Source organism: Citrobacter arsenatis (genome assembly GCF_004353845.1).
Taxonomy (GTDB): Bacteria; Pseudomonadota; Gammaproteobacteria; order Enterobacterales; family Enterobacteriaceae; genus Citrobacter; species Citrobacter arsenatis.
Genome location: NZ_CP037864.1, coordinates 4,262,118 through 4,285,932, shown reverse-complemented (window position 1 = coordinate 4,285,932; position 23,815 = coordinate 4,262,118). Strand labels below are relative to the sequence as shown.

The 23,815-nt window shown below is 52.3% G+C and carries 20 protein-coding genes; 7 read left to right on the top strand and 13 right to left on the bottom strand.

Annotated features, from left to right (window positions below; translation table 11 throughout):
* Positions 1 to 334: 334 nt before the first annotated feature.
* From kduI to araE, 3 genes are all read left to right on the top strand, one after another.
* Positions 335 to 1,171 carry a 5-dehydro-4-deoxy-D-glucuronate isomerase gene (gene kduI, locus E1B03_RS21570; protein ID WP_008785720.1) on the top strand — a complete coding sequence of 279 codons (837 nt, stop codon included), beginning with the start codon at positions 335 to 337 and terminating at the stop codon, positions 1,169 to 1,171.
* 58 nt (positions 1,172 to 1,229) lie between these two features.
* Positions 1,230 to 1,991: a 2-dehydro-3-deoxy-D-gluconate 5-dehydrogenase KduD gene (kduD, locus tag E1B03_RS21565; protein ID WP_016154286.1), complete on the top strand. Its 762-nt coding sequence runs from the start codon at positions 1,230 to 1,232 to the stop codon at positions 1,989 to 1,991.
* A 316-nt stretch (positions 1,992 to 2,307) separates the two neighbouring features.
* Positions 2,308 to 3,726: an arabinose-proton symporter AraE gene (araE, locus tag E1B03_RS21560; protein ID WP_133086895.1), complete on the top strand. Its 1,419-nt coding sequence runs from the start codon at positions 2,308 to 2,310 to the stop codon at positions 3,724 to 3,726.
* 55 nt (positions 3,727 to 3,781) lie between these two features.
* Here araE and E1B03_RS21555 read toward each other — a convergent pair whose 3' ends face one another.
* Positions 3,782 to 4,669, bottom strand: a complete 888-nt coding sequence (locus E1B03_RS21555) for an Rpn family recombination-promoting nuclease/putative transposase (RefSeq protein WP_133086894.1) — start codon at positions 4,667 to 4,669, stop codon at positions 3,782 to 3,784.
* 196 nt (positions 4,670 to 4,865) lie between these two features.
* Entirely contained in the window at positions 4,866 to 5,192 is a 327-nt protein-coding gene (locus tag E1B03_RS21550; RefSeq protein ID WP_103769084.1) for a cupin domain-containing protein, read from the bottom strand.
* A 141-nt stretch (positions 5,193 to 5,333) separates the two neighbouring features.
* Between E1B03_RS21550 and E1B03_RS21545 the strand changes: the two genes are divergently transcribed.
* A complete protein-coding gene (locus E1B03_RS21545) occupies positions 5,334 to 6,026 on the top strand; it encodes an aspartate/glutamate racemase (protein ID WP_133087252.1) in 693 nt (230 codons plus the stop codon).
* 139 nt (positions 6,027 to 6,165) lie between these two features.
* Here the strand turns inward: E1B03_RS21545 and E1B03_RS21540 are convergent, their stop codons facing one another.
* From E1B03_RS21540 to E1B03_RS21520, 5 genes are all read right to left on the bottom strand, one after another.
* The gene (locus E1B03_RS21540; RefSeq protein WP_133086893.1) at positions 6,166 to 7,290 is read right to left on the bottom strand and encodes a CfaE/CblD family pilus tip adhesin; all 1,125 of its coding nucleotides are present in this window, start codon (positions 7,288 to 7,290) and stop codon (positions 6,166 to 6,168) included.
* Positions 7,287 to 9,986 (bottom strand): TcfC E-set like domain-containing protein, encoded by a 2,700-nt coding sequence (locus tag E1B03_RS21535; protein ID WP_133086892.1) that lies wholly within the window; start codon positions 9,984 to 9,986, stop codon positions 7,287 to 7,289. The genes E1B03_RS21540 and E1B03_RS21535 overlap by 4 nt, the downstream gene beginning before the upstream one ends.
* A gap of 76 nt (positions 9,987 to 10,062) precedes the next feature.
* Positions 10,063 to 10,557 (bottom strand): CS1 type fimbrial major subunit, encoded by a 495-nt coding sequence (locus E1B03_RS21530; protein ID WP_103769088.1) that lies wholly within the window; start codon positions 10,555 to 10,557, stop codon positions 10,063 to 10,065.
* A gap of 28 nt (positions 10,558 to 10,585) precedes the next feature.
* Positions 10,586 to 11,293: a fimbria/pilus periplasmic chaperone gene (locus tag E1B03_RS21525; protein WP_103769089.1), complete on the bottom strand. Its 708-nt coding sequence runs from the start codon at positions 11,291 to 11,293 to the stop codon at positions 10,586 to 10,588.
* A 380-nt stretch (positions 11,294 to 11,673) separates the two neighbouring features.
* On the bottom strand, positions 11,674 to 12,597 hold the full coding sequence (locus E1B03_RS21520; RefSeq protein WP_133086891.1) for a LysR family transcriptional regulator: 924 nt from the start codon (positions 12,595 to 12,597) through the stop codon (positions 11,674 to 11,676).
* A gap of 117 nt (positions 12,598 to 12,714) precedes the next feature.
* Here E1B03_RS21520 and lysA point away from each other — a divergent pair, with 117 nt between their 5' ends.
* Positions 12,715 to 13,971, top strand: a complete 1,257-nt coding sequence (lysA, locus tag E1B03_RS21515; RefSeq protein WP_103769091.1) for a diaminopimelate decarboxylase — start codon at positions 12,715 to 12,717, stop codon at positions 13,969 to 13,971.
* Between the two features lie 104 nt (positions 13,972 to 14,075).
* Here lysA and E1B03_RS21510 read toward each other — a convergent pair whose 3' ends face one another.
* Together E1B03_RS21510 and galR are read right to left on the bottom strand one after the other, a co-directional pair.
* A complete protein-coding gene (locus E1B03_RS21510) occupies positions 14,076 to 15,086 on the bottom strand; it encodes a LacI family DNA-binding transcriptional regulator (RefSeq protein WP_133086890.1) in 1,011 nt (336 codons plus the stop codon).
* A 13-nt stretch (positions 15,087 to 15,099) separates the two neighbouring features.
* Positions 15,100 to 16,128 (bottom strand): HTH-type transcriptional regulator GalR, encoded by a 1,029-nt coding sequence (gene galR, locus E1B03_RS21505; RefSeq protein WP_103769093.1) that lies wholly within the window; start codon positions 16,126 to 16,128, stop codon positions 15,100 to 15,102.
* Positions 16,129 to 16,726: 598 nt separating this feature from the next.
* Between galR and aas the strand changes: the two genes are divergently transcribed.
* Both aas and lplT read left to right on the top strand, forming a co-directional pair.
* Positions 16,727 to 18,886, top strand: a complete 2,160-nt coding sequence (gene aas / locus E1B03_RS21495; protein WP_133086889.1) for a bifunctional acyl-ACP--phospholipid O-acyltransferase/long-chain-fatty-acid--ACP ligase — start codon at positions 16,727 to 16,729, stop codon at positions 18,884 to 18,886.
* On the top strand, positions 18,879 to 20,072 hold the full coding sequence (gene lplT / locus E1B03_RS21490) for a lysophospholipid transporter LplT (protein ID WP_103769095.1): 1,194 nt from the start codon (positions 18,879 to 18,881) through the stop codon (positions 20,070 to 20,072). Before aas ends, lplT begins: the two co-directional genes overlap by 8 nt.
* Positions 20,073 to 20,156: 84 nt before the next feature.
* Here the strand turns inward: lplT and E1B03_RS21485 are convergent, their stop codons facing one another.
* From E1B03_RS21485 to mutH, 4 genes are all read right to left on the bottom strand, one after another.
* Positions 20,157 to 21,197 carry an NADP(H)-dependent aldo-keto reductase gene (locus tag E1B03_RS21485; RefSeq protein ID WP_133086888.1) on the bottom strand — a complete coding sequence of 347 codons (1,041 nt, stop codon included), beginning with the start codon at positions 21,195 to 21,197 and terminating at the stop codon, positions 20,157 to 20,159.
* A 106-nt stretch (positions 21,198 to 21,303) separates the two neighbouring features.
* Positions 21,304 to 21,522, bottom strand: coding sequence for a lipoprotein YgdR (gene ygdR / locus E1B03_RS21480; RefSeq protein WP_133086887.1), 219 nt, complete (start codon positions 21,520 to 21,522; stop codon positions 21,304 to 21,306).
* A gap of 145 nt (positions 21,523 to 21,667) precedes the next feature.
* Positions 21,668 to 22,381, bottom strand: coding sequence for a TerC family protein (locus E1B03_RS21475; RefSeq protein WP_038633330.1), 714 nt, complete (start codon positions 22,379 to 22,381; stop codon positions 21,668 to 21,670).
* Positions 22,382 to 22,456: 75 nt separating this feature from the next.
* Positions 22,457 to 23,152, bottom strand: a complete 696-nt coding sequence (mutH, locus tag E1B03_RS21470) for a DNA mismatch repair endonuclease MutH (RefSeq protein WP_103769096.1) — start codon at positions 23,150 to 23,152, stop codon at positions 22,457 to 22,459.
* Between the last annotated feature and the right edge of the window lie 663 nt (positions 23,153 to 23,815).

Genomic DNA, 23,815 nt, shown 5'->3' with positions numbered 1-23,815 from the left:
TTGGTAGCGCACTTTGTTAGAAAAAGTGTGCGAACGGCCGATTAGCCTGGCTGTATTTTCAATGTCTTATCCCTGCCATGAATGAACTATTCTTTTGTGATTTTATCTATCTAATTGTTTTAAATAATTTTATTTAAACTATTCCCGCGATTTATACGCACTAGCGTGATCGCAATTACACTTTTGATAATAAGATGCAGAAAAAGTGAAACATCGTTTTAGTTGTAATTGAAAACCCTTTCAGGGAGGGATATCATGAGCGCATAAGATAAAACGGAACAGCGTTTTGCTATTCGTTTAAGCATTCACGGTCAATTTATCACTGGAGGTAAATGTGGACGTAAGACAAAGCATCCATAGTGCGCATGCGAAAACCCTGGACACTCAGGGGCTGCGTAATGAGTTTTTGGTCGAAGAAGTATTTGTCGCAGATGAATACACTATGGTCTACAGCCACATCGACCGCATCATTGTTGGCGGCATTATGCCAGTGGCCAAAACCGTCTCAGTGGGTGGAGAAGTTGGCAAACAGCTGGGCGTAACCTACTTCCTCGAGCGTCGTGAGCTGGGTGTGATCAACATCGGTGGCCCGGGCACAATTACCGTTGACGGCCAGTGCTATGAAATTGGCCATCGTGACGCGCTGTACGTCGGGAAAGGGGCAAAAGAAGTGGTGTTCGCCAGCATCGATACGGCGAAACCGGCGAAGTTTTACTACAACTGCGCGCCGGCACATACAACTTACCCAACCAAAAAAGTCACGCCAGCAGACGTTGCGCCAGTGACGCTGGGCGATAACCTCACCAGTAACCGTCGTACCATCAACAAATACTTCGTACCGGATGTTCTGGAAACCTGCCAGTTGAGCATGGGCCTGACGGAACTGGCGCCGGGTAACCTGTGGAATACCATGCCGTGTCATACCCATGAACGTCGTATGGAAGTCTATTTCTATTTCAATATGGAAGAAGATACCTGCGTCTTCCACATGATGGGGCAGCCTCAGGAAACGCGTCATATTGTGATGCACAACGAGCAGGCGGTGATTTCGCCGAGCTGGTCAATTCACTCCGGCGTTGGCACAAAAGCTTATACGTTCATTTGGGGCATGGTCGGCGAAAACCAGGTCTTTGATGATATGGACCATGTTGCCGTCAAAGATCTGCGCTAGTTACGGGCGACAGCCGTGCCTGCCTGTGGCGGGCATTATAAAAAATTAAGGATTTACAATGATTTTGAATGCATTCTCTCTTGAAGGAAAAGTCGCAGTTGTGACCGGTTGTGACACCGGACTGGGTCAGGGTATGGCGCTGGGTCTGGCTGAAGCGGGCTGCGATATCGTCGGTATCAACATTGTTGAACCGACGGAAACCATCGAACGCGTGACCGCGCTGGGCCGCCGTTTTTTAAGCCTCACCGCTGACCTGCGTCAAATCGACGGTATTCCGGCGCTGCTGGAGCGCGCAGTGGCAGAATTCGGTCATATCGACATTCTGGTCAACAACGCGGGTCTTATCCGTCGTGACGATGCGATCGACTTCAGCGAAAAAGACTGGGATGACGTGATGAACCTGAACATTAAGAGCGTGTTCTTCATGTCTCAGGCCGCGGCGAAGCATTTTATCGCGCAGGGTAACGGCGGCAAAATTATCAACATCGCCTCTATGCTTTCCTTCCAGGGCGGCATTCGCGTGCCGTCTTACACCGCGTCTAAAAGCGGCGTAATGGGCGTCACCCGTTTGATGGCGAACGAGTGGGCAAAACACAATATTAACGTCAACGCAATTGCGCCAGGTTACATGGCGACGAACAACACGCAGCAGTTGCGTGCTGATGAACAGCGTAGCGCAGAAATCCTCGATCGTATCCCGGCGGGTCGTTGGGGGCTGCCGAGCGACCTGATGGGGCCGATTGTGTTCCTGGCATCCAGCGCATCTGACTATATCAACGGTTATACCGTTGCGGTAGACGGCGGCTGGCTGGCGCGTTAATCCGTTTTCCAGAACAGACAAACCCTGCCCGATGGCAGGGTTTTTTTAACTATTTGATCATTAAAATCCATATTGTGGTTATAGATTATTCCATATTTAATTCCATTAATATGAATTGATGATAATTAATATCTTTAGTTATCAGTTGATTAAATTTATTTTAGTGATTGTCGTTAAATTTTAAAATTGGAATATCCATCACATAACCATGTGGTGTAGCTATTTAATCCATGTTTTTGCCGTTTCCCGCCTGACGCTTCCTGTAAGGGATCCCTTACCTTCAATGCCATGGTTACTCTGTATCTGGCAGGAAAAAATGGTTTCAATAAATAATGATGCTGCTTTAGCGCCGCGCACTGCGCGCGATACGCGACGTATGAATATGTTTGTTTCGATCTCTGCGGCTGTCGCAGGGTTGTTATTTGGCCTGGATATTGGCGTGATAGCCGGCGCTTTGCCTTTCATCACCGATCACTTTGTCCTGACCAGCCGCCTGCAGGAGTGGGTGGTGAGCAGCATGATGCTGGGCGCGGCAATTGGTGCGCTGTTTAACGGTTGGCTGTCATTCCGCCTGGGACGTAAATACAGTCTGATGGCGGGCGCGATCCTTTTTGTTGTCGGATCCCTGGGGTCGGCGTTCGCTTCCAGCGTGGAAATGCTCATTTTTGCCCGCGTGGTGCTGGGCGTTGCGGTGGGTATCGCGTCTTACACCGCACCGCTTTATCTTTCCGAAATGGCCAGCGAGAACGTGCGCGGCAAGATGATCAGTATGTATCAACTGATGGTGACGCTGGGTATTGTACTGGCCTTTTTGTCCGATACGGCGTTCAGCTACAGCGGTAACTGGCGCGCTATGCTGGGCGTGCTGGCGCTCCCGGCGGTGTTACTGATCATCCTGGTTGTTTTCCTGCCCAATAGCCCGCGCTGGCTAGCGGAAAAAGGTCGCCACATCGAAGCCGAAGAAGTACTGCGTATGCTGCGTGATACGTCAGAAAAGGCCCGCGATGAGCTGAACGAAATCCGTGAAAGCCTGAAGCTGAAGCAGGGCGGTTGGGCACTGTTTAAAATTAACCGCAACGTGCGGCGCGCGGTTTTTCTTGGGATGTTGCTGCAGGCGATGCAGCAATTTACCGGGATGAACATCATCATGTATTACGCGCCGCGTATTTTTAAAATGGCGGGCTTTACCACCACAGAGCAGCAGATGATTGCCACGCTGGTGGTCGGCTTAACGTTTATGTTTGCCACCTTTATCGCCGTTTTCACGGTCGACAAAGCAGGACGCAAACCGGCGCTGAAAATTGGTTTCAGCGTGATGGCCATCGGGACGCTGGTGCTCGGTTATTGTCTGATGCAATTTGATAACGGCACGGCTTCCAGTGGACTCTCCTGGTTATCAGTTGGCATGACGATGATGTGTATTGCAGGCTATGCGATGAGCGCCGCGCCGGTAGTGTGGATCCTGTGTTCGGAAATTCAGCCGCTGAAATGCCGCGATTTTGGTATTACCTGCTCCACCACCACCAACTGGGTGTCGAACATGATTATTGGTGCAACGTTCCTGACGCTGCTCGACAGCATTGGTGCAGCCGGTACGTTCTGGCTTTATACCGCGCTGAACGTCGTGTTTATCGGGATTACGTTCTGGCTCATTCCAGAAACCAAAAACGTTACGCTGGAGCATATCGAACGCAAGCTGATGGCGGGCGAGAAGTTAAGAAATATTGGGGTGTAAGCGAGCAGGGGGCCCGATAGATCAACTGATTATCGGGCTCTCATTGCTACCGATTTTAATGTTGAGCCACCTGTCTGGCGAGGAGATCCTTAACAGACAACCCGGTTATCTTTAGTATAATTTCATGACTAATACCATTCGCTAACATCATTTGGGCAATGCGTAACGCCTCTTTTTGTTTCGCTTCTTGTTGCAACACTTCCGCAATAGTCATCAGACTTTCCTTTTGCTGTGGTACCCGCTGAGCGACCTCACGGATAAATTTATCAACGTGAGGCGTATTTCCAAACTGTATCATGTAATTAAATAGAGTTTTGAGCTGGCTGTCATTAGCGTATCCCGTAGTCAGCAACGAGACCAGTCGTTCCACCAACCCCATTAAATCACGTTTGCGTATGTGTTTTTGCATCAATTCCAGCAGTGCTATACGGCGATGTTGCATAATTTCGTCATCGGGTATTACGGTGATATCTACCAGCGGAAATGTTGCTGAGTATAACTGTCGTGCCAATGCGGGATTGTCAAACTCATCCAGCCAGCAGAGTGAAAAGGGGGAGGGGCTGAGAGCGCCATGATAAAACAGCATCGGTATCACCAAAGGTAATGTTTTATGGCCAGCATCCAGATGGCGTTGCATTGCAGCCATGGCGTAGCGCATTAGCCGAAATGCCATATGAGCGTCTGGCGAGCTCTGATGCTCAATAACAACATAGATATACCCATCGCCTTCGTTTGTTTTTAATGACCACAGCACGTCGGAGTAACTGGCTCGCAGGCTATCCTCAATAAAACTGCCTGACTCAAGTTTTAGTGTTTGCAGATCGCATAGCTCCCGCAAGGTTGATGGAAGATAGATATCCAAAAAATCTCTTGCGGTATCGGGTTGATACAAGAACTGTTTGAAGACTGCGTCATGTGGAGTGGATGTTGTCATTTTTGTCATGGCAATCTGTCACCGTTAATTAAGATAACGTGACTGTAATCGCCCACATGGCGAGGTGCATCGGGTGATTAACGCTTATGCGAACTGGTATCGAAGGAAAATGCCCCACCTTGTAACGTATTCATTTTTAAGGAACTGAGTACGCAATTTAGCGTGTTCTCAAACCGGTCAGTAGCATGGCTTGAGAACAGCGAAATTACCCGTGCAGAAAATCTTCGCGGATGGGCGTAAAGGTATCCAGCAACGTTCCCGGTTTTAAGCAGACGCAGCCATGCATAATGTTCGGCTGTTTATACAGGGTATCGCCTGCCCTAACGACATGCTTTTCTTCGCCGATGGTAAATTCAAACTCGCCTGACAACACGTAAGTCAACTGCTCGTGCGGGTGATTGTGCATTGGGCCTATCGCGCCTTGCTCAAAGTTCACCTCAACCGCCATCATGTTACCGTTATGAGCAAGAATGCGCCGGGTAACGCCATTGCCCAGGTCGTCAAGCGTGGTTTCATTATGAAAAATAAACATCCGGCCTTCCTGTGATTAATTAAAACAATGTTTCATTAAACCTATATCAGAAAATTAAAAAAAGAAATGCACGCCAACAGATGTGGAAAGTTGATCACATCTTTGGTTCACTGGAGAGACAACAACGAGTCAGGGGAAATGATGAAAACGATCGGTCTGTTAGGCGGTATGAGCTGGGAATCCACTATTCCTTATTATCGACTCATTAATGAAGGGGTAAAACAGCGTCTGGGCGGCCTGCATTCGGCTCAGATCCTGCTGCACAGCGTTGATTTCCATGAGATTGAGCTTTGTCAGTCCCAGGGGGACTGGCAGAAAGCGGGTGACATTCTGGCGCGGGCGGCTGTGGGTCTTCAGCTGGCGGGCGCACAAGGCATCGTGCTGTGTACTAATACGATGCACAAAGTAGCTGAGGCGATTGAAACCGCCTGTGATGTGCCGTTTCTGCATATTGCCGACGCGACCGGTCGTGCTATCAGCCAGCAGAAGATGAACAACGTGGCGCTGTTGGGTACGCGTTATACCATGGAGCAGGATTTCTATCGGGGCCGTTTGCAGCAGGAATTTGGCATTAACACCGTGATCCCTGATGCTGACGAACGGCAAAAAATTAACCAGATTATTTTCGACGAACTGTGCCTGGGCGAGTTTAGCGATGCCTCACGCGACTATTATCTCAGCGTGATTGCCGGGCTGGCGAAGCAGGGCGCGCAAGGCGTCATTTTTGGCTGTACCGAAATCGGCCTGCTGGTTCCTGCCGATCTGAGCCCGCTGCCGGTGTTTGATACGGCAGCGATTCATGCCGAGGATGCGGTGGCATTTATGCTGTCGTGATGGAGGTTGCCGGATGGCGCTGACGCTTATCCGGCCTACCAAACACACGCCCGTTGGCCGGATAAGCGCGCCCGGCAATCTCAGCGCCGGTAGGCCGGATAAGACGCCAGTGGCGTCGCCATCCGGCATTTCAGTCATGCTAAATGCTGTTCAGGCTGGGGCTGAACTCGACGTGCAGCGTCCCTTTGTAATATCCCGCCGCTTTTTCCGTCACTCTGAATTTGTCGACAATCAGCCGCAGCGGCGTGGGGGCGCACAGCACCGGATAGCTGATTGACGGCAGTCTGACCGGGCGAATCTGATCCTGACCGTTGACCCCGGCGGAGAGCACAAAACTGTTATTATTTTTCACCGCCATCCAGCTTTTGCTGTGCGGATCGAACATCTCCAGATGGTAGTCGATGCGCTCGGCGGCAGCCGTTCCGCCGGTGCCGGTATTGTAGATAGAGAAATCGCCTTCATTACGCCCGGCTCCCGCGCGGCCTTCGTCGCTAAACGAGAGCGTCATGCTGTCGCTGTTGGAGTTGTAGCCGTCGTACAGGCACATATCCAGCGTGGTGACGTCTTCTGCGAAGCTGTTGCCGGTGACGGAGCCGGTGGGGTGCAGATCGAGCTGCACCAGCGGGTTGGCGCCGTTAAATTCCGGGAAGTAGATGTCCTGTTTGCCGGTGGCTTTGCCTTTGAGGGTGATATTGGCAGTGTAATTGACCGGATTACCACCACCGTACGCCGTATATTTGAGCTTTAATTGACCTTCCCAGATGCCACCAATGACCAGTTTGTTCATTTCGCTTTGTTCGATCCAGGCCGTTAACAGTCGTGCTTGCCCATCAATGGACTTACCATCCTCGTTACAGGTGGAAATCACGCCTTGTTTATTGAGGGGACGTGTTGTGGAGTTACAGAGCGAGTAAGATCCATCTTTCATCACAAACAGGCTTTGCATATAGGCCTGTATTTTAAAGGGATGGATCATTCCACTACGTTTTTCTTTTAGCATGATGGTGATTGTTGACTGGCTGCTGGTATGTGTACATGTTTGTTGTACATCAGGATAATCACACGCATAACCCCCGGCAGATGCGTAATATCCTTGAACCCCGTCATAGTCCTCATCCCATAACTTAACGTCAGCAGGCGCGCCTGAAGGTAGCTCGTATTCCTGCGTCGTCGTGACGTTTGGGGTCGGGCCAACCAGCGTAAACGCGCTGGCCGCGTTGCTGGTCAGCAACCCGCCTATCAGTAACAGCTTCATCCATTTCATTGCACACTCTCCCTTTGTGCGGTTTCCAGCGCCTGCTTGCGCTGCGCCTGTTTCAGTCTTGCCTGCACCTGAATCTGCGGCGGCAACCGATCGTAAGTCAGCGGCGAACAGGTGATATCTCCGGCATAGCGTATGCTGGCGCGTTTCTTCACCACTTTCAGCGGACACTTGAGGAACGTCTGGCCGGTCAGAAGATAGAGATCTTTTGCCGTGCTGGCCATTTCCAGGGTAAAACCGCCGTCTTCCGACAGTAGCAGCATGGCGCTATTCAGCCCGATCACCGGCAGCGTCTGGAGTGAGGCGGGCAGCAACAAACGCCCGATATAGTTGTAGTTAAAGGTGGCGGAGACTTCGCGATACCGCAGCTTGCCCGGCAGCAGCATCAGATTTTGTTTCCCCGACCCGGCAAGCAGGTTGGTGGTGCCGCTCTGATGCTTACGCGAACTGTCGTTCACTTCGACGTAGCCCAGCTCATACCCGGTGTAGGGGAACAGCACCGACTCATCGCCCGTCAGGCTGGCTTTGCTGCCGTTGGCCGACGCATCAATAGCCAGTTCATCTGCGGAGTCGTCATCCATTTTTTTCACCGCGACCAGGACGGCGGCGGACGGATCGCCATTGCCTGCGCGGCCAAGCTGTACGCCGTGGCGGCTGATGGCCAGCGTCGAGCTGTAGCTGCCGGTAAAGGCGGTGGTGTGCTCACGATCCTGACGATCGTAGCTGTCGGTCAGGTAGCCGCTCATATTGCCGTACAGCCCGTCAATGCGTCCGTTCATGCCGCTGTCCAGCGTGTCGGTATTGATACCGTTCAGGCTGACGCCGAACTCTTTGTGGTTCACATTATCGCTATACCAGGTGCGAGCAAGGTTCCACGAGGTTTGATCGCTGCTGTTTTTACTGGTGCGGTAGTCCACGCCGAGGGTGGTGGAGCGGCTGCGCGCGTTGTTATCCAGGCGCGGCGCTTCGCTGAAGCTGAACGTCAGGTAAGCGCCGTGATCGTTACCGTTGCTGCCAGAATCGTCGCGGGTAAAGACCCCCAGATTGGCGTTGAGGATCCAGTTGCTCAGGTTGAAGCTGCGTGAGGCGCTAAGCTGCACGCTATCTGAGGTCGAGTTGGCATCGGTCTGGCTGAAATAGTTACTGGTAAAATCTTCACGGTTATCCCAGCGGGTATGGTAGTCCGCGTGGTTGCGGGTTCGGTTCCAGTTTAGCGACAGGTTCCAGCTAAAAATGTTTTGCGTCAGACCGGCGCTAATGCTTTCAAAGCAGTTGAGATCGTAATCATCCGCATCGTTATCGCCGGAGCACTGACCGCCGCTGGTGTCTTTACGATAAAAATTCAGCGCAGGCCAGTTTTCCGCGCGCCAGTTCAGTTGCTGCATATTGCCGCGACCGCCCTGGTCGTTATAGAAAAAGCCGTTTTGCAGATCCACATTGCCAAAAGCGCCCAGCGCCGGGGTGATATGACCGTTGATTTCGGCGGAGAAATTATTGTCTACCGAGGCGACGCCGAGCATGAGCTCGCTTTGTGCGGTGACCGGCAGTCGCAGACCCGCCTGTGCGGAGGTGGCGTTATCGTCGCTATCATTATTGAGGGTGCTGCTGTCGCTATCCGCCAGCCGGCCCGCCTGCACAAACCACTGGATATGGCCGTCGTTCATACTGCCGGTTTTGGTAAACGGCACGACTTCCGTGCGCGCCAGCTGGTTGCTCTCGTAAATTTTCAGTTGCAGGGTGTAGCTTCCTGATGGGAACGAAGAGGTATCCAGCGTCTGGTTGCCGCCTGCCAGGTAGAAGGAGCCGAGCAACTGGTTATCCCGATAGACATCGACGCGTGAATTACGCGATAGCAGCACGTTTACCGGCGTGCCCTGACCCGCCTGTTCGCGGTTGAGGTAGCTGAGGGTGGAACCCGCGCGAACGCCATCAAAGGTGTCGAGCGGCAGAAAAGAGAAGTTAAAGTTACCGCCGTCGAGGCTAAACAGGCTGCGGCTATCCATGCGGCCGCCCTGTACATAGAAGCGACTCAATAAATCGTAGCGGTAGAACAGTTCGCTGACATCGGTCTCGGTGTCGGTTTCGCCATCGCTCTCGTAGCCGTTCAGGCTCCAGTAAGCGCCGATATAGCTGTTTTCCGTAACCCCCAGTGCTCCGGTGCCTTGCAGATAGGCAGATTTGAATTCGTCCTGAATGGCGACGTTAATGTCCTGTTGGTGAATAAGGGCGTTAACGATATCGTCGCCCTTGTTGGGTACCATATAGAGGGTTTGTTTACCCGCATCGGGATACCACGCCTTATTCAGGAACAGGTTAACGGAGTTCTGTTCATCGTTGTAAATCAGCTCCACGTCCTGGGTGGTCAGATAGCCGCACCCTGCGCCGTTATTGATGGCCGTACAGGCCAGTTCGCCGTGGCGTTCCAGGGGTTGGTTAAGCTTTGCGGCAATAGCGTTAATACTGCTCTTATCATCGCCTAATTCCATGGCGGCAATAATCTTTTGTGGTTGTTCGAATTTAACGGTGTCGAGATTGACGGTCGCAAAGAATTTACCCAGCGGGCGTCCGGCAAGGTAAACATCAACGTATTCCTGCTGACCGAGCACAATGGCTTCAAAGCCCGGGGGAATTTTATCCTCGCGCGCATTGGCTACATTGAGTATGGAAAAGATTAACAGCCCAAGAATTGATTTTTTCATTACTCAACCATCGTCCCTGATGTGACAAAAATGAACCGAAGAGCGTTCTTCGGTTCATTGCCATTGCAATTAAGAATTACTGGTACAGATAGATGCTGACTACGCCCTGGTAAGTACCGGTGGTGAGCGCCCCTTGTGTTGCCTGGGCAATTTTCAGCGTTTTAGCAACAGAGCCGGTCTGCAGCGCGGTGTCTTTGTTCGGGAACAGTTCAGTCGCGGTCAGCGGGATAGCGGTCGTCGAGAGCGCTTCACCGCCCCAGGATACGGTCAGTGGAACGGTTGCGCCGCCAAGGCTGTTAACCAGTTCGGCATCGCTGACCAGCTGCATGTTGACGTCTTTAGTGATGTCGTTTGCCCAGATTTTGGTTTGCAGCTGGTACGGCACCAGGCCGGTACCCGGGATGTACTGCAGTTCGACGCTTTTCGGCAGCGCGGAGTTATCAACCTGAGTCATATCCAGCGCGGCGTCGACGTTTGCGGTAACGGTAATATCTTTCTGCACCGCCATTGCGGAGCCCATTACGGATACCATCGCTAAAGCGAGTAAGGATTTAGAGATTATTGATTTCATTTACTTATATTCCATGTAAAAAGTAAAATTAATGGATCGGGAAGTCTTTAGAATATTTTGACTTATCAATCCAGTTCCAATATTGAATAACTACGCGGTCGTAGCTCAATATATTTTTTGGCGTAAAGCTGGCGCGCGGATAAATATTTTTATCAACGTCCTGCCAGACGCAATCCTTTTCAGCCTGTGATTTCTTACACAAACCCACTTTTAATATTTTGAAGCGCTGATTGCCGTTATTTACAATACCACCACCAGGCAACAGATCCATTTTCAACTGGGGGTGTTCTGGCGGTATGCTGACCAGTACGCCCCAGATGAGGTTAATCGTGACCTGCGGTTTTACGGTTTTTGACTCGCCGAGCGGATCGTCCAGTTGGGGGACGGCTTCGAACTTCACCCGGTATGTTGTCTCTTCCTGCACGGGTTCCATAGCGACCAGGCGGACGGTTTTTGTCGCGCCAGCCGGCAGGGCGAATTTAGGCGGCATGACGACCAGCGAGTTGGGATCGCCCGCTTTTATTTCCGTCTCTTTTTCCTGGGGAGTATTTCTTCCGGAAATAGACAGAATGGTCGTTTTAATATATTGCACTTCATTTGTTCTGGAGATGACGCTAACATTACCCTCACCCTGGTCATTTATATCAACGGCCATAGGGTAAACGGACATATTGGCAAAACACAGCGGAGCTGCGCATGCGAAGGAAATAACGCACAGACTACGTTTGATGTTCATTTACTCATTCCCTGTTGATGACGATACTATTCAGGTTCCCATAGAATAGTAAACATGTTAGCTTCGATGAATATTGACTGGTGGATGATTCTGTTCAGAAATGATTTTATACACGGGGAGCATATAAAAGAAAATTACATTTGCTAAAAAGTGGGTTAAGACAAAATGAATTGATACACCGCATAAATAATTGCGTGGTGTATTGTATTTTAAGTTATGAGTTGCCGTAATGCGGTGTGTATAATATAAAATAATAAAAACATACCGTTAGCTATTTGTGCTGTAATTTCATCTGTGGATTAATTTATTTTATGTTTTACCTGAAAGGAATATTATATCTATGATGAATAAATAACCGTGCGACGCAACGACATTTGTTTTCAGCGCGTCAGTGAACCCTTGCACAATGCGACAATGCCAGGCATTTCCGCCAGCAGGTGCGCGCTAAAGGCGTCGACCAGCGCCGAGGTGGGGCGGTGCAGAGGGTGAATCAGGCTGACCGTAAACGGCACTGGAATGCTAAAACGTCGAATAACGATACCACTATGTTCGTAGTCCAGCGCGGTCAGCGGGTTAACCACGGAAATTCCCACGCCAGCCCGCACCATTGCGCAAATTGACGCCGCGCTGTGGGTTTCAATCACCATCCGGCGCTTCACCTGATGCTCATTAAATAGGGCATCCAGTAACTGACGGTAGCTATCGGTGCGTGACAGGCTGATGTAATTCTCTCCCTGAAAATCCTGTGGGGTTAATACCGATTTCCTGGTCAGCGGATGGCCCGGCGGCAGGACGCACACTTCGTCCAGAGAAAGCAATTCGGTACGCTTTGTTCCGGCGGGGGTATGCAGCGTTTCCGTCAGGCCTAAATCATGGCGCTGCGCTGATAGCCACTCTTCCAGCAGCGGCGACTCCTGCGGCACTATCTGAATATTTACCTGCGGATAGCGGGCTAAAAAAGGCTGTAATAGCGGCGGTAAAAAAGACTGTGAGAATACCGGCAGGCAGACAATCGACAACTCACCCTGACGAAACTCGCGCAGGCTTTCGGCGGCGCTGACGATCCTGTCCAGCCCGCACCACGAGCGCTGAACCTCTTCGAATAAGCGTAATCCCTGCACGGTAGGGTGCAGACGACCGCGGCTGCGCTCAAACAATTTTAGCCCCAGTACCTGCTCGAAGCGTGCCAGCTCGCGGCTGACGGTCGGCTGCGAGGTATGCAGCATCCGTGCGGCTTCCGTCAGGTTTCCCGCCGTCATAATGGCGTGAAATATCTCAATGTGACGCAGGTTAACGGCGGGCATTGGCGATCCTCTCATAAACAGTCCATATCATTTTTGCATAGACTCGCGATAAAACGATATTTTTTATTGTCTTCGGGCTGTGGCGTAATCATAAAAAAATGAATACCGGAGTCTGCTATGCCACGCCCACTCAACAACACTGATACCGACCTGACCGCCGACAACCTGCTGCGTCTGCCAGCCGAATTCGGCTGTCCGGTATGGGTTTATGATGCGCAAATCATCCGCGCGCAGATTGCCAAACTGAGCCAGTTTGATGTAGTGCGTTTTGCCCAGAAGGCGTGCTCGAATATTCATATTCTGCGTCTGATGCGCGAACAGGGCGTGAAGGTGGATTCGGTTTCTCTTGGTGAGATCGAACGTGCGCTGGCGGCGGGTTACGTGCCGGGTCAGGATGAGATTGTTTTTACTGCCGATATGATTGATAACGCAACGCTGGCGCGGGTACATGAATTGCGCATTCCGGTTAACGCCGGGTCGGTGGATATGCTGGAGCAACTGGGGCAGGTTTCACCGGGGCATCGCGTGTGGCTGCGAGTGAATCCCGGCTTTGGTCACGGCCACAGCCAGAAAACCAACACCGGCGGCGAGAACAGCAAGCATGGGATCTGGTATAGCGATCTCCCGGCGGCGCTGGAAGTGATCCAGCGCTATCAGCTAAAGCTGGTGGGGATTCATATGCATATCGGTTCCGGCGTAGACTACGGCCATCTGGAACAGGTGTGTGGCGCAATGGTGCGCCAGGTGGTTGAATTTGGTCAGGATCTGGAGGCGATCTCCGCGGGCGGCGGTTTATCGATCCCGTATCGCGAAGGGGAAGAGGCGATCGACACCGATCATTACTTCGGCCTATGGAATGCCGCGCGTGAGCAGATCGCTAAACACCTTGGCCACCCGGTCGCGCTTGAGATAGAGCCTGGTCGTTTTCTGGTCGCAGAAGCTGGCGTGTTAGTGGCGCAGGTGCGTAGCGTAAAAGAGATGGGCAGCCGTCACTTTGTGCTGATCGACGCGGGATTCAACGATCTGATGCGCCCGGCGATGTACGGCAGCTATCACCATATCTCCGCGCTGGCAGGCGATGGCCGTTCGCTGGAAAACGCGCGGCAGATTGAAACCGTGGTGGCCGGGCCGCTGTGTGAATCCGGCGACGTGTTTACCCAGCAGGAAGGTGGGAACGTGGAAACCCGTCTGTTGCCTGCGGTGGTGCCGGGAGATTATCTGGTCCTGCATGATACCGGGGCGTACGGCGCGTCAATGTCGTCAAACTACAATAGCCGCCCGCTGCTGCCGGAGGTTTTGTTTGATAACGGCGTGGCGCGACTGATTCGCCGTCGCCAGACCATTGATGAGCTGTTAGCGCTGGAATTAATCTGATTACCGCATTGTGAAAAGCCGGATGGCGCTACGCTTATCCGGCCTACGAGATTAACTGCGGGGCCTGTAGGCCGGATAAGGCGCTTGCGCCGCCATCCGGCACGTTATTTGTAATACGGCCCCGTCGTCACTGAATCACGCAACACCAGTTTACCGGTAAACGGTGGGATCGGCTCTACGCTCTCGCCGTTAGCCAGTCGGATAGCCTGGTCGATTGCCGTGGTTATCATGGTATCAATCGGCAGATAAACGGTAGACAGCCCCGGCTCCAACCATTTGGCGCTGGGCGCATCATCAAAACCAAACAGTGAGACGTCCGTTGGGATCCTCAGCCCGGCCTGATGTAACGCTTTTGATGCGCCTAATGCCATGTCATCGTTACAGGCGAACAGGGCGCTAAATTTCACCCCTTCCTCCAGCAGTTCACGGCAGGCCTCATAGCCTCGCGTCATCGTGGAGTCGCCGTATTTGACTTTGTCAGGATCCCAGGGAATACCGTTTTTTTCCAAGGCCTTGCGATATCCCATCAGGCGGGATTTACCGGTAGGCGTATGGCCTGGCACGGTGATACAAGCAATATCGCTGTGTCCCTGGGAGATCAAATAATTGACCGCCTGATATGCTGCGTCTTCTTGTTCAAAGAAAATAGCGCGATCGCGAGCCTGACTGACATCACGGTTGATCACCAACAAGGGCATAGCAATACTGTTCATCAGCGACAGAATCGCCTTTTCACTCATATAGCGGGTATAGAGAATAATGGCGTCGCACTGCCTGTCAGCCAGCATTTGCACGGCTTCCTGCTCGCGCTCCGGCGTGTCGTGACCATCGGTCACAATGAGCTGCTTGCCGTGCGATTCGGTCTGGCGCGATGCCTGTTGCAGCAGGCGACCAAAGTAGAAGCCATCAAAGGTGGAAACAACCAGACCAATGCTGTTGCTGGTGCGGTTTGCCAAAGAGCGCGCTAAAAAATTGGGCCGATAATCAAGTGCCTGCATGGCCTTAAACACTTTTTGGCGCGTGCTCTCTTTTACCTGACCCGTGCCATTTAGCACACGCGAAACGGTCGCTTTTGAGACGCCTGCGTGCCGTGAAACGTCCAACATCGTAGTCATAACGCTATCCTGATTAATCGTTTGACGATGAGTTCCCTGGCTCTGTCAGCGTCGAAACGGAATGGCGACGCACCAGAGTTGGGTTAAATACGTGGGTGATTTCAGGCACAGGGCGCTTCTCCGCCAGCGCGAGCGCCAGTTCAGCGGCTTGGGTGGCCATTGTCACGATGGGATAGCGTACCGTGGTCAGACGCGGGCGCACGTAGCGGGAAACCAGCACATCATCAAAGCCAATCAGCGAGATTTCTCCCGGCACATCAATGCCGTTATCATTCAATACACCCATGGCACCTGCCGCCATTGAGTCGTTGTAGCAGGCTACCGCCGTGAAGTTTTTACCACGGCCAAGTAACTCGGTCATGGCCTGTTCACCGCCGCTTTCATCCGGTTCCCCGAACGTCACCAGCCGATCGCTTACCGGAATATTGCTCTCGGCCAGCGCGTCGTAATAGCCTTGCAGACGATCTTCCGCATCCGAAATCGTGTGATTGGAGCACAGATAGCCAATGCGCGTATGGCCTTGTTGAATGAGGTGTCGGGTGGCGAGCCACGCGCCGAAACGGTCATCGAGGGCAACGCAGCGCTGTTCAAATCCCGGCAGAATTCGGTTAATCAATACCATGCCGGGGATTTGCTTCATTAACGAAGCCAGTTCGGCATCCGGGATAATTTTGGCATGGACAACAAGCGCCGCGCAGCGATGACGAATGAGCTGTTCAATCGCCTGACGTTCTTTGTGTTCATTATGGTAGCCGTTACCAATCAGCAAAAAATTCCCGGTGTTATAGGCCACCTGCTCGACAGCTTTAACCATTGCCCCAAAGAATGGATCGGACACATCACCGACCACCAGGCCGATGGTTTCAGTGGATTGTTGCGCCAGTGCACGCGCATTGGCATTGGGGTGGTAGCTGAGTGATTCCATTGCACTCGTTACGGCCAGGCGCGATGCTTCGCTGGCTTTGGGGGAATCATTGATCACTCGAGAAACGGTGGCGACTGATACACCAGCTAGTCGGGCTACATCCTTTATGGTCGCCATGATAGTACCTGTTGTGGGTAAACGCTTACATTCCGTCAGTGTTACGGAAAATGGCTGGCTGTTCAAGCAGATTGCCCGTCAGGACGTCGCAAATGTGAGCGCGCACGAGCGAAGTAAGACTGAAAATAGAAAATGCTAATTTTTACTTACACTTTGCGATGTGCTGTTGCGATTGTTCGCTGGCGGGAGAACTGAGCAGATTGCTAGAGTTGAGATCCCAGAGGTATTGATAGGTGAAATCAACTTTCGGGTTGATCACTAGAATTACACCAGCCTGCGCAGATGCGCAGGTTTTTTTTTGCCTTCAGGCTTATCTGTAACAGTAACCGATAATTTACACAACTCGTTGCATTTGGGTTCATTCCTTTGCGTTTTCGCACTGGCGTATCTGGCTGCTGACGACCACAATCAAGATCCCAGAGGTATTGATTGGTGAGATTATTCGGTACGCACTTCGTACCTGTCTCTTGCACCGACCTGCGCGGATGCGCAGGTTTTTTTTCGGATTGTATTTACCAGTTACCTGTCGCGCCCATTCCCCAACTCGTATACTCTCCCACCATTAATGTTTATGTAATTAATGGCACAGGGAGTTGAGATGCTATTTGGCTTTTTTCGTAATCTGTTTCGCGTGCTTTTTCGCGTTCGCGTCACGGGCGATGTCAGCGCGCTACAGGGAGAACGCGTTTTAATCACTCCCAACCATGTCTCATTTATAGACGGCATTCTGCTGGCGCTCTTTTTACCGATTCGTCCCGTTTTCGCTGTTTACACCTCGATTAGCCAGCAATGGTATATGCGCTGGCTAACCCCGCTGATTGATTTCGTGCCGTTAGACCCAACCAAACCGATGTCGATTAAGCATCTGGTTCGTCTGGTCGAGCAGGGCCGTCCGGTGGTTATTTTTCCGGAAGGGCGTATTTCAACCACCGGTTCGTTAATGAAAATTTATGACGGCGCGGGGTTTGTCGCCGCTAAGTCGGGGGCGACGGTCGTTCCTGTCCGTATTGAGGGCGCAGAGCTTTCCCGCTTTAGCCGCCTGAAAGGTCTGGTTAAACAGCGATTCTTCCCGCGCATCCAACTGCATATTCTGCCGCCGACACACATGCCGATGCCGGAAGCGCCGCGTGCTCGCGATCGCCGTAAAATCGCCGGTGAAATGCTGCATCAAATTATGATGGAAGCGCGCATGGCGGTGCGTCCGCGTGAAACGCTATACGAGTCGCTGCTGGCGGCAAAATACCGTTTTGGCGCAGGTAAAAACTGCATTGAAGATGTCAACTTTACCCCGGACAGCTACCGCAAACTGCTGACGAAGACGCTCTTTGTGGCCCGTATTCTGGAAAAATACAGTGTCGAAGGTGAAAAAATTGGCCTGATGCTGCCAAACGCAGGGATCAGCGCGGCGGTCATTTTTGGCGCCATTGCGCGTCGACGCATTCCGGCCATGATGAACTACACCGCTGGCGTGAAAGGATTAACCAGCGCCATTACTGCGTCCGAAATCAAAACGATCTTCACTTCCCGACAGTTTCTCGATAAAGGCAAACTCTGGCATTTACCGGAACAGCTCACCCAGGTGCGCTGGGTTTATCTGGAGGACTTAAAAGCTGATGTGACCTTTGGCGATAAGCTGTGGATTTTCTCACATCTGCTGGCACCGCATCTGGCGCAGGTGAAGCAGCAGCCGGAAGAAGCAGCGGTGATCCTCTTTACCTCCGGTTCGGAAGGCCATCCTAAAGGCGTGGTCCATAGCCACAAGAGCATTCTGGCGAACGTTGAGCAGATTAAAACGATTGCCGATTTCACCGCCGATGACCGCTTTATGTCGGCGCTGCCGCTGTTCCACTCCTTTGGCCTGACGGTGGGATTATTCACGCCGCTGCTGACTGGCGCAGAAGTGTTCCTTTATCCAAGCCCGCTGCATTACCGTATTGTGCCAGAGCTGGTATATGACCGGAACTGCACCGTGTTGTTTGGTACGTCTACGTTCCTCGGCAACTACGCGCGTTTCGCGCATCCGTACGATTTCCACCGCCTACGTTATGTGGTGGCGGGTGCGGAAAAACTGCAGGACAGCACAAAGCAGCTGTGGCAGGAGAAATTTGGCCTGCGCGTCCTTGAAGGCTATGGCGTGACGGAGTGTGCGCCGGTGGTGTCGATCAATGTACCAATGGCGGCAAAACCGGGAACGGTAGGGCGCATCTTGCCTGGCATGGATGCCCGACTGTTAGCCGTTCCGGGGATTGAGGACGGTGGGCGTTTACAACTGAAAGGCCCTAATATTATGAGCGGCTATTTGCGCGTCGAAAAACCTGGCGTGCTGGAAGTGCCGACGGCAGAGAATGCGCAAGGTGAGATTGAGCGCGACTGGTATGACACTGGCGACATCGTGCGCTTTGATGAAAACGGCTTTGTACAGATTCAGGGGCGCGCCAAGCGTTTTGCTAAAATAGCCGGAGAGATGGTGTCGCTGGAAATGGTTGAGCAACTTGCGTTGGCGGTATCCGCGGACAAAATGCATGCCACGGCGATCAAGAGTGATGCCAGCAAAGGTGAGGCGCTGGTATTGTTTACTACCGATAGCGAACTCACGCGTGAAAAACTACAGCAGTATGCGCGGGCGCACGGCGTACCTGAACTTGCCGTACCGCGTGATATTCGCCACCTGAAGCAACTCCCATTACTCGGCAGCGGTAAGCCGGATTTTGTCACGCTTAAAAGCTGGGTCGATGAGCCGGAAAAACAACATGAGTGAGTCAGTGCACACTAACACTTCAATCTGGTCCAAAGGGATGATGTCCGTTATCGCCGCGCAGTTTCTGTCGGCGTTTGGCGATAACGCGCTGCTGTTCGCCACGCTGGCACTGCTGAAGGAACAATTTTATCCGGACTGGAGTCAGCCAATCCTGCAAATGGTGTTTGTGGGCGCTTACATCCTGTTTGCGCCGTTTGTTGGACAGGTGGCGGATAGCTTTGCCAAAGGCAGAGTGATGATGTTCGCGAACGCCCTGAAACTGCTGGGCGCGGCGAGTATTTGCTTCGGCATTAATCCTTTTCTCGGCTATACGCTGGTGGGGATCGGCGCGGCGGCGTATTCACCGGCCAAGTATGGCATTCTCGGTGAACTGACGACCGGCGACAAACTGGTGAAAGCCAACGGTCTGATGGAAGCCTCCACCATTGCCGCGATTTTGCTCGGTTCTGTCGCTGGCGGCGTTCTGGCCGACTGGCACGTGATTGCCGCGCTTTCTGCCTGTGCACTGGCCTATGCTGGCGCGGTGGTGGCTAACCTGTACATCCCGAAACTGGCCGCGGCTCGCCCTGGCCAGTCCTGGCACTTGGGGAAAATGACGCGCAGTTTCTTCTGTGCCGCTTCTTCGCTGTGGCGCAACGGTGAAACACGCTTCTCGTTGGTGGGAACCAGCCTTTTTTGGGGCGCGGGCGTTACGCTGCGTTTTCTGCTGGTGCTGTGGGTCCCGGTGGCGCTCGGCATTACCGATAACGCCACGCCGACCTACCTCAATGCTATGGTAGCGATCGGGATTGTGGTCGGTGCGGGTGCGGCAGCGAAGCTGGTAACGCTGGAAACCGTGTCGCGCTGTATGCCTGCGGGGATCCTGATTGGCATCGTGGTGCTGATTTTCTCACTGCAGCATGAGCTGCTTCCTGCATACGCGTTGCTGATGCTTATCGGCGTGTCGGGTGGCTTCTTTGTGGTGCCGCTGAATGCGTTGCTGCAGGAGCGGGGCAAGAAAAGCGTCGGTGCGGGTAATGCGATAGCGGTGCAAAACCTCGGCGAAAACAGCGCGATGCTGTTGATGCTGGGTATTTATTCACTGGCGGTGCTGGTGGGGATCCCGGCGGTAGCGATTGGTATTGGATTTGGCGCGTTGTTTGCGCTGGCGATTGCGGCGCTGTGGATTTGGCAGCGCCGCCATTAGTCTGTTACGTGTAGTTGCCTTATCCGGCCTACAGGGAATGCTGTCTGTAGGCCAGATAAGCATAGCGCCATCAGGCGCTAACCGTTACGGTGCAGGATAGGTATACACCTGGTGCACCGCTTCAATCTCTGCCAGTACTTCTTCGCTCAGCTCCAGATGCAGGCTTTCAACGTTGGTTTTTAACTGCTCCATCGTCGTGGCACCCAGCAACGTGCTGGCGACAAACGGCTGACGACGCACGAATGCCAGCGCCATTTGCGCAGGATCCAGATTATGGCGTTTCGCGATATCCACATAGGTCGCGACGGCTTTTTGCGTTTGCTCGCCGCTGTAGCGCGTAAAACGGCTAAACAACGTATTACGTGCACCGGCAGGCTTCGCGCCGTTCAGGTATTTACCGGTTAACGTACCGAAGCCCAGGCAAGAATAGGCCAGCAGTTCAACCCCTTCATACTGGCTCACTTCCGCCAGTCCAACCTCAAAGCTGCGGTTCAAAAGGCTGTAGGGGTTCTGGATGGTGGCGATGCGTGGCAGATCGTGTTTGTCCGCCAAGTGCAGATAGCGCATTACGCCAAACGCGGTTTCATTGGACACGCCGATGTAGCGAATTTTCCCGGCACGCTGAAACTCGGCCAGCGCGTCCAGCGTATCCAGCAGGGAAACGACCGGCGCGGAGTCCGTCCAGCTGTAGCCTAACTTACCAAAGCAGTTGGTGGGGCGCTGCGGCCAGTGAACCTGATACAGATCCAGGTATTCGGTTTGCAGTCTTTTCAGACTGTCGTGCAGCGCCTCACGGATATTTTTACGATCCAGCGCCTGATTCGGGCGAATACCGCTGTCGTTGTTACGTGATGGGCCGCTGACCTTAGATGCAACGATTAGTTTTTCGCGGCTGCCGTGTTTGGCGAGCCAGTTACCTACGTAGGTTTCGGTGAGCCCCTGGGTTTCAGGACGCGGCGGTACCGGATACATCTCGGCAACGTCGATCAAATTAATGCCCTGTGCTACGGCATAATCGAGCTGTGCATGTGCGTCGGCTTCGCTGTTTTGTTCACCAAACGTCATTGTGCCCAGCCCCAGTGTACTGACTTCCAGCGAGCTGTGGGGTATACGGTGATATTGCATAGCCGTTTCCTTTTTATAATCACGACATAAGGATTATAAAAATGGCTGAGGGAAGCGAAAAAGGGAAGTAAAATTGTTAAGGCCAGCGCGCTGCTGACCTCAACCATCAGCGTTCAATGATTTGAGATATATCATCGCGGTTAATCTGCATCGCATTGCCCTGCTGGTCGTGATAGCTCACCAGACCGGTATCATCGTCAATTTCTGGTTTTCCATCGGTCAGGATCATTCGACCATCTTTTGTCGCCATTACATAATCGCTGCTGCATCCGGAAACGGCAAAAGCCAGTCCTACGGCGGAAATCAAAACTGCCCATTTTTTCATCTGCTTATCCTCACATGGCCTGCATCTGACAATAGTTTAGTAATAACGCGAAGTTGTGCATGGCGAAAGCAGTAAAATCTTAAACTGTGAGAAGGGGGGAGGTGTGGCGGGCATTTGCTCCCCTTGCGGGGAGCGACGGATTTCATCAGAGCGGATTTTTTTTATTACGCCACAGGTTCAGGGTCTCTACCGCGATAGAGAAGAACATGGCGAAATAGATATATCCTTTCGGAACGTGGACGTCGAAACTTTCCAGAATTAGCGTAAAACCGACCAAAATCAGGAACGAGAGCGCCAGCATTTTTACCGAAGGATGGCGATCGACAAACTCGCCAATTGGGCGTGCGGCAAACATCATCACGCCCACGGCAATCACCACTGCCGCCATCATAATAAACAGATGATCGGACAAGCCAACCGCAGTAATCACGGAATCCAGGCTGAAGATAATGTCTAACAACATGATCTGCACAATCGCGCCCAGGAAAGAAGATACGCGGGTTTTCAGTCCCTCTTCCTCACCTTCAATGGATTCGTGGATCTCCTTACTGGCTTTCCAGATCAGGAACAATCCCCCCAGCAGAAGGATCAGGTCGCGCGCTGATATTGCCTCGCCAAACACTTCGAATAGCGGGTTTGTCAGCCGTGTTACCCAGGCGATAGAGGCCAGCAGTGCCAGACGCATGATCATCGCCGCCGCAAGCCCAATGCGTCGGGCATGATTACGTTGCGCTGTCGGGAGTTTGGCTACAACCAGAGAGAGGAAAATAATATTGTCGATCCCAAGAACGATCTCCAGCAGCGTCAGCGTACCGAGCGCAAGCCAGGCGTTAGGATCGGTTATCCATGCAAATAACATCGAACAAAGTCCTGCCAAAAAAAAGAAGCGGTAATTATAGGCCCGTAACGCGGCGGGTGAAAGGCCGGACGGTGCCTATTGCGCGTGGAACAAAAAATGTCGCTCAAGCAATGCGCGGGTGAAGTTCTTTTTCAGGTAAAAACCGCGTGGCAGGGTGAGGATGGGTTCGCCATGGGCGCCAATGGCCTCGGTAAGCGCTCGGGCGTTGGCGGCTTTAGGACGCAGTTGCAGCACTTCCCCATGGCGAGCGGTGATGCGTTCGACGTGGCCTAACACAATCATGTCCATCAACTCTTCCCAGTCCAGACGCAATTGCTGGTCTTCTTCTTCATTCGGGCTCCACAGCAGGGGAGAGCCGACGCGGCGCTCAGCCAGCGGGATGCTGCGTTCGCCTTCTACCGGGATCCACAAAACGCGTTTAAGTTTGTGCCGCACATGGCTGGTTTCCCAGGTGACGCCGGTATTGCCGGTTAACGGCGCCACGCACACAAAGGTGGTTTCCAGCGGTCTGCCAAGACTGTCCACAGGGATCGTTTTTAGCTCCACGCCCAGCGCCGCGAAATCCTGCTCCGGTTTGCTGCCTGCGCTGGCGCCAAGCCAAATCTCCAGCAGGACGCCAATCCAGCCTTTATCGCGCTTGAGATCTCGAGGCGCGACGATCCCCGCTATTGCCGCTAATTCTCCTAACGCGTAGCCCGAAAGTTGCCGTGCCTGGTTCAGCAACTGGGCTTCAGATTCAGGGGGAGAAAGCAACGGACGGAGTTCTGGCATCGGGTTAACCCTTAGGTGAAAAAATGAGCAATGATTTTATACCGTGTGGACAGAGTTTATCTTTTTCCACATGCTTTATTCAATTCTATGATTTATATTGGTTTTTAGATTCATGTGCACAGAGTTGCGCAACAGCGAAGCGGGTTTTCCAATTCTGGTCACTGACAATGAACAGGATCTTACACCATGTTATCCACAGAAAGATGGGATAACTGTGAAAAACCCCTACTACTGTTTCAATTTACAGCCTTGACGTGCGACGAAAATCGAATTTTCACACAAATTGTGCCTAACTTATTGGCATAATCTGTGGATAAAACCAACGCTGGTCGATCTTTCATCAGCCTGAAGATCGTGTGCGTGATATACGTCACATTTCTGTGTGTTTATTTGTCTGGACCTGTTTTAACTTTATGAATCCAGAAGACTATTTTTGATATGTGACGAATGTCTTATTCAGACTGTTCTGGGTTTTCCCATAGTAATTCCGTACTTCTTCACAACTATATCCACAGAAAAGGTGAATAAAATCGCCGTGCTTGCCCTACTTCTGTTTATAACTCGGCCCTAAGCTGTGAGTTATTCAATTGTTATTAGAATATCGCACCCTTAACAGAGTGGTTTACCGCCCCTCTGGAGTGTGAAACAATCGTTTGTATATAA